Origin of the sequence: Synechococcus sp. MIT S9452 (genome assembly GCF_047304245.1) — a bacterium.
Taxonomy (GTDB): Bacteria; Cyanobacteriota; Cyanobacteriia; order PCC-6307; family Cyanobiaceae; genus RCC307.
In genome coordinates this window covers 814042-831289 of record NZ_CP138956.1, presented here as the reverse complement: position 1 = coordinate 831289, position 17248 = coordinate 814042, and the positions used below count along the sequence as shown (strand labels likewise).

Below are 17248 nucleotides of genomic sequence, written 5' to 3'. Positions count from 1 at the left end.
TGAAGGAGAAGGTGCCGTCGCCGTTGTTGTCGAGAGTGCCGTTGGTGGCGGTCAGTGAATCGGCATTGAGCGAGATGGTGTCGCCATCGATGTCAGTGAAATAAGAGGTGAGATCACTGGCATTGATGGTGTAGGTGGTGTTTTCCAGGCCATCGGGTAGAGGCGCCTTGTAGCCATCGGGCTCAGGGGCGTCATTAACGGGGTTGATCTGGATGTTGAGCGTTTCAGTGATGGATGCAGCGTCCATGGAGACGCGGTAGCCATCGGTGTCGAACTCAACAGCAGAGACTTTGCCTGTGTTGTCTTTGATCAGGACTTCAAAGCCTGTCGTGACATCAAAGTTGCCGATTTGTTCGGTGAGAGCTTCTGCAGAAATGATGGATTGACCATCAATGAAATAGCCGTGGTCTGTGCCATCGGAGCTGACGGGAGATCCATCAACGTTGTGCAGCATAACGACGCCAGGATCGTTATAAGTCGCTGCGAAATTGGAGCTGCCAAGGAAGACGTTGGCAGAAGTTGAATTGTTGGCAATCAGCAGGCCTGCGTTGGAGCCAAAGAGGCTGCGTTCCGTTCCAGTTGTTGCACCAGAAGAGCCGGTTAATCGAGTTCCAATTTGAATCTTGCTTTCCGCATCAGATAGGGACGTGAATTTAGCTTTTAGGTCGATGCGATCGGTAACTAGAGCTTGTGCGGCTTTGGCATCATCCAGCTCGGTGATGGCTTGCGTTTGTTGGCCATCGGCATCAAAGGTGACGCTGTAGAGGCTGATGTCCTGGGCGCTGGTTGCACCGGTGTTGTTGCTGGCGAGATAGAGGCGATAGCCATTGGTGGATTCAATGCCATCAGCATTCAGCGAGGAGAGTCGCTGGGTATGAATGGCCTGTTTATCGTTATCAATGGAGAAGGTATTGCCGTTGCTGTCTTTGAGGAAGAGAGCCGGAGGTTCGTCAGTGAATGTGTTGGAGCCGATATCTAGGGCCATTGACCCTCTGGGCAGGCTTGTGCTGTAGCCGATGAATAATCCGTCACTCGTACTAAAGAGACTTCGCTTGCCCTGATCACTTGTCGCATTCATGGAGGGCATTTGTCCCACGACAAGTTGTTCATTGACGATGGTGGCGAAGTTATTGCCACTGAGATCCGTGCGGCTGAGAGCTTCTGCCTCGATCAGGTCAATGCCTGTGAGGGTGATGGGGTTTGCGGTTTGCAGGACACCATCACTGGAGAAGGAGAACTGCTGAACCGTGCCTGCACCATCGGAGGTGAAGAGGTCGTAGCCGGTGATGTCTTGTCTGGTTGTTGCGTTGGTGAGGCGGGTGATCTCTTTGCGGGCAACGACGGCTTTGATGGAGCTGTTATCACCGCTGGGGAGGGAGAAGGCCGTTGTGCCGGATTGATCGAGCAGCAGGGTGGCTTGGTTCTCGGTATTCGCTGTAGGCGCAATAGAAGTTGAGAAAGGAGTGGGCTGCGTGTCGAGGGCTCCGCTAATTGCAACCAGCAGACCAGCGTTTGTTTCATAAAGGGCACGCGCATCTGCCTTTGGAGGCATGGTGCCGGCGAGTTTGTTGTTGATGGAGATCGATGGAGTTCCGCTGCCTGATGTGAGGTCAAGGCCAATCTGCATTTCTGCAGTTACTTGAGCTGTTGCGGAGAGTTCATCGCTGGATGTGAGTGAGCCATCGAGATCAAAGGAATGCCTGGTGACGGTGCCGGCGTTGTTGGTGTAGAGCTCGTAGCCAGTGACAACGGCTGTGCCCGTGGTGTTTTGCGGGGTGGATTGCCATCCGATGAGCCGACGCGCGTAGACCGGGTTCTCATCTGTTGCGATGGAGAAGTCCGGATCCAGCAGTTGGATCACACCCGAGGTGTTGGTGGTGTTGCCAGCAGCTGGTGCGGGGAAGCTGGAGATGTCACTGCCTGCAGTGATCGAGCGAGTGCCGTCAGAGAGAACGAGTCCAGCAGTTGTTTGCGAGAGCTTGAGGCGTTGGGTGTTGCTGCCGCCGGAGGTCAGCAGTTCGTTTTGGAACTGGAAGGCCTTGGTGCCATCGCTGTCGATGTCACTGCGAGTGGCCAGCTCTAGGGCAGAGATTTCTGCATCTGTGAGGACCGATTGAGCTGTTTGTGTGCCGTCTTTTGCGAATGAAACTTTGCTGATTTCGCTGGTGTTGTCATCACGCAGAATCAGCTCAAAGCCATCGGTGTTGGGGATGGTGTTGGTGAGGTTGCCGTCGGCATCAACGGACAGGGCAAGAACAACGGATTGATCGTTGCTGATGGCAAAGGAGTTGCCGTCTGCTGTTGTCAGTAGCGGGAAGGAGAGTGCGCTGACTGCTGCCGTTCCAAGATCAGTACCAGTAGTAAGGATGGTGCCATCTCGCAGCGTCAGATCACCGTCTTGTGTGCTGTAAACGTTGAGGTTGAGAGTATTTGTTAGAGCAGGTGTTGTTGGATTGAGCTTTTGATCAATGAGCACACCGGTGGTGTTGTTGCCATTGAAATCACTGCGTGTGGCAATTTTGGCGTTAGTGAGTTCGTTCCCAGTGAGTGTTGTTGGGTTGCCTGTGAGTTGACCGTCAGCGTCAAAGGAATAGAGGCGAACGGTGTTTGGATCACCAGCGTTAGCGGCAGGTTGTGTGGTGTAGAGGGAGTAGCCGGTAACGACTTCTGTTGATGTGGCTGGTGGATCGAGAGCAACTGCAAGGGTTGCAGCCCCGCTGTTGCTCTCGATGCGAATGGTGGAGAAGGATTCGCCATCGGGGATGGAGAAGCCAGCGGTGCCATCGCTATTAATCAGGAGAACCTTGTCTGTTGTGTTGAATGCTTGCTCTGCTATAGCTTCCAAATGCAGCTGATTGAAATGTGGCCCCCCTTGTGCAAGTACTAATCCACCTGAGGTTTTGTAAGCAGCCAAGTCGTCGCTTAAGCGGCCAAAACCAAGCAGCCCAAATTCTCCAACGCCAGGGCTACCAGCAGTTCTAGATGGATCTCCTACAGTGATGGATACGATGCCTGGCGTGAAGAAGGCGACCCCTTTGGTGCCATCAGCAGAGAGATCGGTGCCTTGGCTGATCTCGCGTCGAATTAGCTCAATGTCTGAGAGTTCAGCGGCGTAACCACCAGGTCCAGCACTGCCATCAACGGAGCCGGAGTCGGTAACGGTGAAGGAGAAGGAGGTGCTGCCATTGGCATCAGCGGCTGGCTTGAACTGCAGGCCTTGCAGTTCGGTTGCGGTGATGGTTTGGCCATCGCTGACGGTGGTGGTGCCATCAGCGAGCAGCAAGGTGCCGAGGGTGGCATCAGGAGCTGAGGTGATGGTGTAGGTGAGGGTTTGGCTGCTTTCATCACTGCCGCCGCCAGGTCCGTAGGTGACGCCAGTTAGGCCAAGAGAAGTGGTGCTGGCGTCCTCATCGATGGTGAAGGTGACGCTGAAATCAAAGCCAGAGTCATCCGTACGCGCCGGCTTGTCGTTGACCGGGAGGATGTTGAAGGAATAGGAGCCGGTGCTGAAGGTGCCCGGAGAGCCGTCAGTGACGCTGTAGGTGAGTTGAACTTCCCCAGCGAAGTTGGTATCTGGTGTGAAGGAGAAGGTGCCGTCGCCGTTGTTGTCGAGAGTGCCGTTGGTGGCGGTCAGTGAATCGGCATTGAGCGAGATGGTGTCGCCATCGATGTCAGTGAAATAAGAGGTGAGATCACTGGCATTGATGGTGTAGGTGGTGTTTTCCAGGCCATCGGGTAGAGGCGCCTTGTAGCCATCGGGCTCAGGGGCGTCATTAACGGGGTTGATCTGGATGTTGAGCGTTTCAGTGATGGATGCAGCGTCCATGGAGACGCGGTAGCCATCGGTGTCGAACTCAACAGCAGAGACTTTGCCTGTGTTGTCTTTGATCAGGACTTCAAAGCCTGTCGTGACATCAAAGTTGCCGATTTGTTCGGTGAGAGCTTCTGCAGAAATGATGGATTGACCATCAATGAAATAGCCGTGGTCTGTGCCATCGGAGCTGACGGGAGATCCATCAACGTTGTGCAGCATAACGACGCCAGGATCGTTATAAGTCGCTGCGAAATTGGAGCTGCCAAGGAAGACGTTGGCAGAAGTTGAATTGTTGGCAATCAGCAGGCCTGCGTTGGAGCCAAAGAGGCTGCGTTCCGTTCCAGTTGTTGCACCAGAAGAGCCGGTTAATCGAGTTCCAATTTGAATCTTGCTTTCCGCATCAGATAGGGACGTGAATTTAGCTTTTAGGTCGATGCGATCGGTAACTAGAGCTTGTGCGGCTTTGGCATCATCCAGCTCGGTGATGGCTTGCGTTTGTTGGCCATCGGCATCAAAGGTGACGCTGTAGAGGCTGATGTCCTGGGCGCTGGTTGCACCGGTGTTGTTGCTGGCGAGATAGAGGCGATAGCCATTGGTGGATTCAATGCCATCAGCATTCAGCGAGGAGAGTCGCTGGGTATGAATGGCCTGTTTATCGTTATCAATGGAGAAGGTATTGCCGTTGCTGTCTTTGAGGAAGAGAGCCGGAGGTTCGTCAGTGAATGTGTTGGAGCCGATATCTAGGGCCATTGACCCTCTGGGCAGGCTTGTGCTGTAGCCGATGAATAATCCGTCACTCGTACTAAAGAGACTTCGCTTGCCCTGATCACTTGTCGCATTCATGGAGGGCATTTGTCCCACGACAAGTTGTTCATTGACGATGGTGGCGAAGTTATTGCCACTGAGATCCGTGCGGCTGAGAGCTTCTGCCTCGATCAGGTCAATGCCTGTGAGGGTGATGGGGTTTGCGGTTTGCAGGACACCATCACTGGAGAAGGAGAACTGCTGAACCGTGCCTGCACCATCGGAGGTGAAGAGGTCGTAGCCGGTGATCTCTTGTCTTGTTGTTGCGTTGGTGAGGCGGGTGATCTCTTTGCGGGCAACGACGGCTTTGATGGAGCTGTTATCACCGCTGGGGAGGGAGAAGGCCGTTGTGCCGGATTGATCGAGCAGCAGGGTGCCTGGGTTCTCATAAGTCGGATTCGCTGCCACCTGCGCTGGGACAGAAGCAGAGAAAGGATTGGCTTGCCCGTCGAGGGCTCCGTTCATTGAAACCAGCAGACCAGCGTTGGTGTCATAAAGGAACCGCTCAGCTCCTGTTGGAGGCATCTTGCCGGCGAGCTGGCTGTTGATGGAGATTGAAGGAGTTCCGCTGCCTGATGTGAGGTCAACGCCAACCTGCATTTCTGCAGTTACGCGAGCTGTTGCGGAGAGCTCGTCGCTGGAGGTGAGGGAGCCATCGAGGTCAAAGGAATGCCTGGTGACGGTGCCGGCGTTGTTGGTGTAAAGCTCGTAGCCGGTGGCAACGGCTGTCCCCGTGGTGTTTTGAGTGGTGGATTGCCATCCAACGAGCCGACGTGCGTAGACCGGGGTGTCGTCTGTTGCGATGGAGAAGTCCGGATCCAGCAGTTGGATCACACCATTGATGTTGGTTGTGTTGCCAGCAGCTGGTGCGGGGAAGCTGGAGAGGTCAGTGTCTGGAGCGATCGCGCGCGCGTGCTCAGAAAGAACGAGGCCAGCGGTGGTTTGGGAGAGCTTGAGGCGTTGGTCGTTGCTGCCGCCGGAGGTCAGCAGTTCGTTTTGGAAACGGAAGGCTTTGGTGCCATCGCTGTCGATGTCACTGCGAGTGGCGAGCTCAAGGGCAGATATTTCTGCACCTGTGAGGACAGATTGAGCTGTTTGTGTGCCGTCTTTGGTAAAGGAAACTTTGCTGATTTCGCTGGTGTTGTTGTCACGCAGAATCAGCTCAAAACCATCGGTGTTGGGGATGGTGTTTGTGAGGTTGCCGTCGGAATCAACAGACAGCGCAAAGACAACGGACTGATCGTTGTTGATGGCAAAGGAGTTGCCATCAGCTGTTGTCAGCAGCGGGAAGGAGAGTGCGCTGACTGCTGCTGTTCCAAGATCAGTACCAGGAGCGAGGACGGCTCCATCTCGCAGCGTCAGATCACCGTCTTGCGTGCTGTAGACGTTGAGGTTGAGAGTATTTGTTAGAGCAGGTGTTGTTGTATTGAGCTTTTGATCAATGCGCACACCGGTGGTGCTGCCGCCATTGAAATCACTGCGGAGGGCAATTTTGGCGTTGGTGAGTGCGTTGCCAGTGAGTGTTGTGGGGTTGCCTGTGAGTAGTCCGTCAGCGTCAAAGGAATAGAGGCGAACGGTGTTTGGATCACCAGCGTTAGCGGCCGGTTGTGTGGTGTAGAGGGAGTAGCCGGTAACGACTTCTGCTGATGTGGCTGGCGGATCGAGAGCAACCGCCAGGGTTGCAGCGCCGGTGTTGCTCTCGATGCGAATGGCCGAGAGAGATTCGCCAGTTGGGATGCTGAAACCGTTGCTTGCGTCAGCGAGCAGCAGCAGGTGATTCCCGGAGTTATTAAGTGCTGTTGGGGTATTGGTTACGAGTGCGCTGTTTGTGGAGAGCAGCAGACCAGCGGAGGAGGAGTAAGCGAAAGTCGTTCCAGGCGCAGCGATGTTGCTGAGCTTGCTGGTAATGGTGGCGCCAGTGGTGCCATCAGCAGAGAGATCGGTGCCTTGGCTGATCTCGCGTCGAATCAGCTCAATGCCTGAGAGTTCAGCGGCGTAACCACCTGGTCCAGCACTGCCATCAACGGAGCCGGAGTCGGTAACGGTGAAGGAGAAAGAGGTGTTGCCATTGGCATCAGCAGCTGGCTTGAACTGCAGTCCTTGCAGTTCGGTTGCGGTGATGTCTTGTCCGGCGCTGACGGTGGTGGTGCCATCAGCGAGGAGCAAGGTGCCAAGGGCGGCATCTGGAGTTGAGGTGATGGTGTAAGTGAGGGTTTGGCTGCTTTCATCGCTGCCGCCGCCAGGTCCATAGGTGACGTCAGTCAGGCCGAGAGAAGTGGTGCTGGCGTCTTCTTGAATTTCAAAGGGAACGGTGAAGTTAAAGGGAGAGTTATCGGTACGCGCAGGCTTGTCGTTGACCGGGAGGATGTTGAAGGAATAGGAGCCGTTGCTGGTGCCGCTACTGCCGTCAGTGACGGTGAAGGTGAGTTGAACTTCCCCAGCGAAGTTGGTATCTGGTGTGAAGGAGAAGGTGCCGTCGCCGTTGTTGTCGAGAGTGCCGTTGGTGGCGGTCAGTGAATCGGCATTGAGCGAGATGGTGTCGCCTTCTATATCAGTGAAATAAGAGGTGAGATCACTGGCATTGATGGTGTAAGTGCTGTTTTCCAGACCATCGGGAAGAGGCGCCTTGTAGCCATCGGGCTCAGGGGCGTCATTAACGGGGTTGATCTGGATGTTGAGCGTTTCAGTGATGGATGCAGCGTCCATGGAAACGCGGTAGCCATCAGTGTCGAACTTCACGTGCGCAACTTGACCAAAGCCACTGAGCAAGACCTGGTAGCCAGTGGTGACTTCAGCAGTCCCTTGAGTTTGGGTAAGGGCTTCTGCTGTAACAATGCTCATGCCATCAATCTGATAGCCAGCATTCGTGTTGTCGCTTGAGGTGATGACATTGCCTGAGGTATCGCGCAAGCGGAGAATTCCAGGATCAGTGCTGGAGACTCGCCCAATCATGCCGGCGCTATTCAAGTAACCAGTCGGAACACCACTGGGGCCGATCAATAGGCCGTGACTTGAAGCGTACAGAGAACGGCCTGTGCTACTTGTATTAGCTGTTGTTGTGCTCGTGCTCCCCAATTGCGCATCGATGTTGATGCGGAACTCAGCCGGGCCGATTCCGGGATAAACCGCTGTCAGATCAATTCGATCATTGAAGAACGCCTCAACCAACTCTTCATTTGTGAGTTGTTTTTGCTCTTGAACAACCTCACCGGTTGCATTGAATTTAACAGTGAATATCTCAGCCTCAGAAAGGGTGCTCACACTCGTGTCACTAGTGGCTAAATACAGCTGGTAGCCAGCGGTTCGATCTGTTCCGTCACTATTGAGTGCAGTCAGGCGTTGAGTATGGATGGCCTCTTTGCCAGCATCAATGCTGAACGAATTGCCGTCGTTGCCTTTTAAGAACAGGGCAGGCAATTCATCGGTGTAGTTGTTGCTGCTACCGGCAGCTGAGCCTGAGAAGTCGCTGTCTGTAGGTAAGTTAATCGAGGTGCTGATTAGCAAACCATCGTCGCTTTGATAGAGGCTGCGTGCTCCGCCATCAGTTGCGGTGGCTGCAACGCCCATTACTAGACGTTCACGAACCGTGGTGCCAACGGTGTTGTTGCCAGTGAGATCAAGGCGAGTTACAGCCTCTTCCTGCAACAGATCAGCCCCTTCCAGGCTTGTAGCTGAACCTTGAAGGCGGCCATCGGTGCCAAAGGAGTAGCGCTGCACATCACCAGCACTATCTCGGGTGTAGAGGTCGTAACCGGCATGCACGGTCACATTCGTTGCCGTGTTGGTGCTGGTATCGCGCTCTTTGCGCTGAACCACCTGCTGAATGTCGCTGGTGTTCAGATTGAAGACAGCATCGCCTGCTTCATTGAGAAGCAGGGTGTTCCGATTTTCATCGGCCGGTGCAATCGTAATCCCATGACTAAAGGGATTGGTTTCTGTGAGCAGTGTGCTGACTTTGGAAATCAGCAGACCCTCGTTGGTGTTATAGAGGTAACGAGATAAACCAGTATTGCTTGCAGTTCCAGTAGTGACCTGTGATTCAACAGTGAGACCTATTTGATTATCGCCATTGAGATCAACACCGGTGTGTAGTTCAGCCTGTAATAGCTTCAGACCAGAGAGGTCTTCGTTATCGCTATGGCTGCCATCGCGGTTGAACAGATGGCGAACAACGATTCCCTCTTCATTGTCTTCGCGTGTGTACAGCTCATAGCCCGTAGTTTGATCTTCACCTGCTGGCACTTGAGCAGTCTTGACTCGCTCAACGACCCGTTGAGCAAAGACAGGATTGGAGTTGGTTGGAATTGCAAAGTTCGTGAGGTTGACTACTAAGCCCTCATCGGAGTTGCTCGCTGTCAGCATTCCGCTGGTGACATCACTACCCGAGTCGCCTGCTGCATGGGTCGGGTTCATGTTGTGTGTAGACAGCGCTAAGCCAGCTGTCGTCTCAGACAGGCGCATGCGCTTGGGATTGAATTCGCTGGCTGCGTCAGCTGCTAATACCTCGCTGACGAAACGAAAGCCATCGACACCATTACCATCAATGTCGTTAATCATCAACATTTCAAAGTTGATGACTTCATTGGTGTTTAGAACTTTCTCCCCCTGAAGGACACCCTCACTGTCAAAAGAAACTTGGGTGACGGTGCTATCGAGATCGCTGCGAAGCAGTAGTTCAAATCCGTCAATAGGTGTGCCGGAGTTGTTGATGGGATTGCCTTCGCTATCCGTTGTAAACGACGCAACCTGGGTCTGATTTGGCCCGGTGGTGTAGTTGGTCTCTCCGTCAGTGGTGAGCAGGGCATGGGTATCAGTCAGTGAGCCTGTGGATAGGTCGCTGCCTGGGGTGAGACCAGTTCGCGTGGAGATCAGCAGGTATTCAGTGTTGGTGCTGTAGACCCGAGGTGAATGTCCATTAGGCATGTGCCAAGGCGCAGGATTGCCTAACGGCTCTATGCCTGCGATTTGAATACCTTTAAAGCCATCACCATCCAGATCTTGGCGCAAGGCAAGTTCGGCCCGAATTAGATCAGCACCTTGAAGAACTTCAACATCTCCTTGCTGCACACCATCGATTGAGAATGTGTAGCGCTGAGTAGAGGCGGGGCTGCCCGATTGGGATGCTGGTTTATTGGTGTAGATCTCAAAACCTGTCGCAGTTTCACTATTCAGTGCACTACTTAAGGTTTCAGCAGTGTTGCTGCTGAGGATTCGTGCTCCAGCAAACATTTCACTGCCCTGGATCCAGAAACCATGCGTGCCATTTTGGCTGCGCAGTAGCTTGTGAACCGTTGATGCTGCAGTGTCTTGTAGCGCTGAAGGATCGCCCACAGCCAAGCTAGATTTTGTTGAGAGCAGTAAACCTGCGTTGGATTGGTAGACGTTGAGCATGCTCGTACCACTACTGGTGCTGAGCATTTGATTGACAGTTGTACCAACAATCCCATCGCCGGAAAGATCTGTTTTCAGATCAATCTCCAGTGTGGTCAGGTCATTTCCGTATATGTATGTAGCTCCACCGCCTTCATTTAAGGGTGTTCCTGAATCGGAGACTGTAAATGTGAAGGATGTATCGCCATTGAAATTCAACGCGGGATCAATCTTCAGGCCTTGGAGATCGACCAGGCTTAGCGCTTGGCCTTCCGTAACAGGGGTACCATCACTGAGTTGGATGGAGCCTTCACTGCCTTCGGGGATTGATTGGATGGTGTAGGTGACGGTTTGGTTGGTTTCGCTGGCTCGACCAGGACCAAATTCGACTTCCTCAAGTCCAAGGCTGGTGGTTGTGTCCTCCTCAACTTGAGCTGGAACATCAAAACTGAAGCTGCTGGAATCAATCCTTTGAGGGGCCTTGTTGCTGAGGCTGAAATAAGCAGAAGTGACAAATGAATTCCATTGTCCGGATTGTCCGCTCTGCTGGTATTCAGTCTGAATTAACCCGGTTGAATCTGTGAATTTCACGTAGAGATGATTATCTCCATCCGCAAGTTGGATGCCGTCAACAATGTTTGTGTCAGTTGTGAGCAACACTCCCCCGTATTCATTGACGGATGCACCAGTGATCAGGCCATCAATCGTTTCTGAGAAATCTGGGTCTGTTGAAACTTCAAAGGCTGCTGCTAGTTCTTGCTCAGTTGCATCAGCTTTTAAGTAAGAATCAGCTGGCTCACCGTCAAACATCCATACCTCGAGCCCGTTATCGCCAAAGTTGGCGCCACCTTCTTCCTCGTATCCATTAGGGATAGATGTGAAATAACTGGTTGATGGGTAGAATTGTGTATTGATGCTTGGCACTGTTGTGCCATCGCTACCTGTTATCTGTCTCTCTAGCTTGATAAAGAATTGGCTGTGGGCCTGATTGTATGCTGCAAGTAGGGCATCGCTGAGGGTTAATTCAATATTGAACGAATTAAATTCAACGGAATCAATCGCATTGCTGATTGGATTGCTGAAATCTGCACTATTAGAAACAACAAAGGAGTTTTTGAGTGTTTCTCTACCTATTTCGTTGTCTTCAACTCCGTCAACAGTGAAATTGCTGTTGTTGAATTCAAGCCATATTTTTGACTCACTATCGCTAATGCCTGGATTGGCAAAGTTAAATGCCAAAGGTTGAGGCATGTAGACGCCAATTTGCGCTTCTACCGTTGGCACATTGCTACCATTCTCGGCGATCTTAAGAACACCACCGTTGTAAGTGTCGTCATATTTCAAATACAGCTGCGCCTGTCCCATTGGCAATCCTGCATTTTTTAGCGCTGCATAGTCCAGCTCTAACTTGATTGTTGCTCCATCGATTTCGTTGATTGATTTGATGGCTCCATCGATCTTGTTAGTGCGTGCTTCATCTGTATAAATCGCGAGTGCACTGCTCAACTCAATTAAATCGACCGTTGCAGTGTCAAAAGGTTGTCCTGTAAATCGCAGCCAGTATTCACTGTTCCGTCCCGATGCGTTGTAAAGAGTTGGAGGCCAATTCCCTTCATTGTTAAATTCAAAGTATCCCGAGAAGTCGCTTGCTGAGCCTCCCCCTGAGATCTCAATGGAATTGCCGCCTGCATCATGTGCAACATAAATCAATCCACCCTCTTCAATCCACCTGGTGGCTATTGCACCAGTGTTGATGTTCAGAGTGATTGTTGTTTCTGTTATCTCTTCAATGCCTGAAATGGCGTCGGTGATCTCTCGTCGTAATCCACTGTCTTTGTATAGTTTAATTGAGTTAGTGAGCTCTTCTTCGTTGATATTTTCTGGCTCCAGGTTGATCCCGGAGAGGTTTAATGTGATTTGGTTCGTGTTATTTGCTTGGGATGTGCTGTATTCGACAGTGTCTAAATTGCCACTGAAGCCACTGGTTTGAAGGTCGGTGGACGAATAGTAGAAATTTGTACTAAATGAGGCAACATCGTAACCATTGCTGCCTTGAAGAGTTGGCAGTGATGAACCATCGGAGTCAACAGAAGGATCTGTGTAGGCCAGATAGAGGGTTTGACCATCGTTAACCCCCTCTGCCGCAATGACGTCGGGATTAAGGCCAATGGATAGCTCCCTGCCATTGGCGGACAAACTTTGGGTGAATGCCCCAGAGGGGAGTTGATTTTGCCCATCTGCATCAGTGAAGAGGGCAAAACTCTTACTCATCTCATTTTGATTAAATCCTGCGATGTCATCGTCTGTGAATTCCAGTGTGATGCGTTTGGACGCATCGTCATAGCTAGCGCTACTAAAGACAGGGCGATCGGGGAGGGTAAATGTGAAGGAGGTATTGAAAGAGGCAACGTCGTAACCATTGCTGCCTTGAAGAGTTGGCAGTGATGAACCATCGGAGTCAACAGAAGGATCTGTGTAGGCCAGATAGAGGGTTTGACCATCGTTAACCCCCTCTGCCGCAATGACGTCGGGATTAAGGCCAATGGATAGCTCCCTGCCATTGGCGGACAAACTTTGGGTGAATGCCCCAGAGGGGAGTTGATTTTGCCCATCTGCATCAGTGAAGAGGGCAAAACTCTTACTCATCTCATTTTGATTAAATCCTGCGATGTCATCGTCTGTGAATTCCAGTGTGATGCGTTTGGACGCATCGTCATAGCTAGAGCTACTAAAGACAGGGCGATCGGGGAGGGTAAATGTGAAGGAGGTATTGAAAGAGGCAACGTCGTAACCATTGCTGCCTTGAAGAGTTGGCAGTGACGAACCATCGGAGTCAACAGAAGGATCTGTGTAGGCCAGATAGAGGGTTTGACCATCGTTAACCCCCTCTGCCGCAATGACGTCGGGATTAAGGCCAATGGATAGCTCCCTGCCATTGGCGGACAAACTTTGGGTGAATGCCCCAGAGGGGAGTTGATTTTGCCCATCTGCATCAGTGAAGAGGGCAAAACTCTTACTCATCTCATTTTGATTAAATCCTGCGATGTCATCGTCTGTGAATTCCAGTGTGATGCGTTTGGACGCATCGTCATAGCTAGCGCTACTAAAGACAGGGCGATCGGGGAGGGTAAATGTGAAGGAGGTATTGAAAGAGGCAACGTCGTAACCATTGCTGCCTTGAAGAGTTGGCAGTGATGAACCATCGGAATCACCAGAAGGATCTGTGTAGGCCAGATAGAGGGTTTGACCATCGTTAACCCCCTCTGCCGCAATGACGTCGGGATTAAGGCCAATGGATAGCTCCCTGCCATTGGCGGACAAACTTTGGGTGAATGCCCCAGAGGGGAGTTGATTTTGCCCATCTGCATCAGTGAAGAGGGCAAAACTCTTACTCATCTCATTTTGATTAAATCCTGCGATGTCATCGTCTGTGAATTCCAGTGTGATGCGTTTGGACGCATCGTCATAGCTAGCGCTACTAAAGACAGGGCGATCGGGGAGGGTAAATGTGAAGGAGGTATTGAAAGAGGCAACGTCGTAACCATTGCTGCCTTGAAGAGTTGGCAGTGATGAACCATCGGAGTCAACAGAAGGATCTGTGTAGGCCAGATAGAGGGTTTGACCATCGTTAACCCCCTCTGCCGCAATGACGTCGGGATTAAGGCCAATGGATAGCTCCCTGCCATTGGCGGACAAACTTTGGGTGAATGCCCCAGAGGGGAGTTGATTTTGCCCATCTGCATCAGTGAAGAGGGCAAAACTCTTACTCATCTCATTTTGATTAAATCCTGCGATGTCATCGTCTGTGAATTCCAGTGTGATGCGTTTGGACGCATCGTCATAGCTAGAGCTACTAAAGACAGGGCGATCGGGGAGGGTAAATGTGAAGGAGGTATTGAAAGAGGCAACGTCGTAACCATTGCTGCCTTGAAGAGTTGGCAGTGACGAACCATCGGAGTCAACAGAAGGATCTGTGTAGGCCAGATAGAGGGTTTGACCATCGTTAACCCCCTCTGCCGCAATGACGTCGGGATTAAGGCCAATGGATAGCTCCCTGCCATTGGCGGACAAACTTTGGGTGAATGCCCCAGAGGGGAGTTGATTTTGCCCATCTGCATCAGTGAAGAGGGCAAAACTCTTACTCATCTCATTTTGATTAAATCCTGCGATGTCATCGTCTGTGAATTCCAGTGTGATGCGTTTGGACGCATCGTCATAGCTAGCGCTACTAAAGACAGGGCGATCGGGGAGGGTAAATGTGAAGGAGGTATTGAAAGAGGCAACGTCAACGCCGTTTGTTCCTTCAAGTGTTCTTAGTGATGAACCATCGGAATCACCAGAAGGATCTGTGTAGGACAGATAGAGAGTTTGACCATCGTTAACCCCCTCTGCCGCAATGACGTCGGGATTAAGGCCAATGGATAGCTCCCTGCCATTGGCGGACAAACTTTGGGTGAATGCCCCAGAGGGGAGTTGATTTTGCCCATCTGTATCTGTGAAGAGGGCAAAACTCTTACTCATCTCATTTTGATTAAATCCTGCGATGTCATCGCCTGTGAATTGCAGTGTGATGCGTTTGGTTGCATCGTCGTAAGTGATATCTTTAAAAACTGCATCGCTTGATGCGCCATCTTGGAAAATCAGTTGTGTTGTGAAATTATTAACTTCAGATCCATCTGTGGCGGATTGGAGCACGCCTGATCCTGCCCCTTTTTCGTAGCTGATATAAAGCGTGTCCCCAGTATTGATCCCAGCTGTGGTGATATTTGCATTATTGAGGGCAAGCTTTAGGGTGTTGTTTGTGAAATCCACAACACTGTCAATGCCATTTCCAATCAGCGCCGTTCTGGTTGAATCGCTGTAGAGATTGATGGAAGCAAGGATATCTGCATTGCTAACTTCGGCACCATTGGCAATGGCTGCATCAGAGAAATCAATCCAGAGCTCATTGCCAGAAATCGATGCTGTATTGAAATTGGGAACATCATCTCGGCCTGTGATGGTGACCGTTACATCGTCACTGCCGACAACAGATCCTGTGCTGTCGTTGACTTGGACTGCATAGCTGAGTGTGAGGGTTTCCGAGCTCTTGAGGAAGTCCAGTGGGCAGTTTCCTCCGCCAACTGATGCGTTGTAGTTCCAGGAGCCGTCGTTGCCAATGTTGAGTTTGTCGAGCGCTGCTTCGAGAGCTGTTTCCTGCTCAGTCGTCAATGCGCCGCCAGACCATGTTGTTGATGAAAGTGTTTTGGTGAAGCTGTAATTTTGATCTGTTGGAACGGTGAACGTTCCTGAATCCTGGATAACTTGCGTTGTTGCAGCAGTTCCACCTTGGAATGCACCGCTGTTATCCGGCTCAGCCAGATTGATGTTGAAGCCAAATCCTGAAACTGATCCAGTTGACTGTGCTGAACCTTCACTGCTGGCAGATGTTGAATAGTTAAATGTTTGAGTGAATGATGAAATGTCGGTGCCATCTGTGGCTTGCAGAACGCCTGTTGTTTGATCATCTGCAGCGTCAATGAAGTTGAGATGAAGAGTCTGGTCGTTGTAAGAGGAAAGTGTTGCTGTATCGAGTGTGATCTGAACACCGGCGCCTGTGATCGTTGCATTGGTGATAGCGCCAGCGATATCCATTCCCCCTGCTGTGGTGGAGATGAAAAATTGGTTGCGCAGTTCTGTAGACCCCGATGCGCTTGTGTCAAGGCTTCCGGTTGCTATTGGGAGATTGAGGATTCCAAATGCTGCGCCATCGGTGTATTCGAACGTTGGTGTTGAGAACGTCGGAGTGCCTGCGCTTCCGTTATTTGGGTCAGCTGGAGCTGTACCGCCACCTTCCGTTGCTGTGAAATGGTCGTTGAGTTCAATTGAGAAGTTGTTATATAAATCTCCTGTTGATGACCTGAGACCGTTGCCACCTGCTTGTGTATAGCTCAGTGAATTGGATGAATTATTTGGATCCATCCCGCTGACTTGTCCAATAACAAGCACCAGCAAGCTCGTGCTTGCTTCGTAGCTTGCATCGCTGATCGAACCAGCTATCCCGTTGATCGCAAAGTTGTTTGCCGAGATTGATGTTGTATCAATTCCATTTTCAAATTTCAGCTTGATTCTGGTTGGAGCTGATGGTGGATCGAATGTCACCTCAGTGACTGGAGTTCCTGCCAAAGACAGTTCGGCCGCATACGCCACGCCATTGATCACCAAGGTGGTGCTATCGACAGCAGCATCGATTGGGCCGTTATCACCAACGATCTGGCTGGCAAAGCGTTCGCCTTCATCGCCTGCGGTGTCGTTGCCTTGCTCCAGCCAGTGACCGATTTCTTCCAGCACAACGGCCGGAACCGTGCTGCGTGAGCCTTGAAGCTCTTCCCTGATCAGGATCGTGTTGGTTTCAGCAATGAAGGCGCCTTGCACCTTGCTGTCATCGAAGCTGGCCCAGCTGATCTCAGGCCTGGTTTTGCCATTGAGGAACTGATCGAGCTTTTCGGATACAGCATCCCTATTGGCCTCATCAAAGGCTCGATCAACAGCTGCTTCCACAGTGCCTTTGGCAACTGCAGTGCGCAGCGTCAGGCGCGCATCCACCAGCAGTTCATTGGCGCTCTCGCCCACCACCGTGGTGATCCCAGCTGTCTCTGAGGGCTCAGCTTCAGCAGGTTCAGCTGCCGATGAAGCGATGCCATCGCTGAACAGCTTGACCCGCATGTCGCCGATCAGGTCATCGCCTAAGTCGGCCAAGTCGCTTTCGCCGCCAGTCAGGCTGTCGCTGCCGAGCAGCAGGCCATCACTGCCTTCGCTGCCAATCACAGCCAAGCTGCTGTAACCCAAGCCGGCGTCCTGCCCGGCTTGCAGCGCCTCTTGGATTTGGCTCAGGCCGCTGCGGTCGCTATTGAGCAGCAGCAGGTCGGTACCTGCTGGCAGTCCATCGCTGATTTCCTCCCACTGGCTATTGCGCTGGTCGATGGCTACCAGTGCCTTGCAGGGCTCTGCCGTTGACTCGCTGCTTGTCTCGCTGCCTTCGGGCTTGGGCAGCGTCAGTGGCTCGGAGCCGATGCTGCCAACGGTGTCGTTATTCGATAACTCGCTTTCTTGGTTCAGCCACGCTTCCACCGCCTCAGCTCGCTTGAGGCTGCGCTCCAAATCACCATCGGCGCCCACGCTTTGGGCGTCTTGGACCTCCTGGGCCTGTGGCTCAATCGCTCCGGCCTGTCTTAGGCGCTCAAGTTCGTTGGCCTGCGGGTCAAACGCTTGTTGGCTCAT

Annotated in this window: 1 protein-coding gene (cut by a window edge); it reads right to left on the bottom strand. The window is 52.0% G+C overall.

All coding sequences use genetic code 11. The features are described 5' to 3' along the window. Positions 1 to 17248, bottom strand: the start of a protein-coding gene (locus SIB46_RS04440; RefSeq protein WP_413297330.1) for a cadherin-like domain-containing protein. The gene continues 46850 nt to the left of window position 1, outside the view; 17248 of the gene's 64098 nt are visible here — the first part of the coding sequence; it begins with the start codon at positions 17246 to 17248; its stop codon lies off the left edge, out of view.